The sequence below is a fragment of the Bradyrhizobium sp. Kon69 genome (genome assembly GCF_055807515.1).
Window position 1 is genome coordinate 1 of sequence record NZ_JBVVOS010000316.1, and the last position, 279, is coordinate 279.

Annotated in this window: 1 protein-coding gene; it reads left to right on the forward strand. The window is 52.3% G+C overall.

Translation table 11 applies throughout. From position 1 onward, the window contains the following. The coding region (locus AC0L3U_RS39290) for a hypothetical protein (RefSeq protein ID WP_473365105.1) at positions 1–279 on the forward strand (279 nt) is incomplete at both ends.

The window sequence follows — 279 nt, forward strand, 5'->3', positions numbered from 1 at the left end:
CAATATGAGTCCGGACGCTCAAAAGCTGCTGGCGTACATGATCGTAGAGCTTGGGGACAAATGGGTCGCGGAATTCCAAAAAGTCGCCTTTGCCCTGCCCGGCAATACCCACCACCACAAATTGGAAGAAGTCGTATCGCTCGATATTGATGATGAAACAGCAAGACAATGGATCGCAGCAGGCCATCACTACATCGGTTGGCGAGTTCTCATTGCACGCCACGGGGTAACAATGTTGCCGACCTTGATCGCCGACTTACCGCCCACCTTCGACAATCT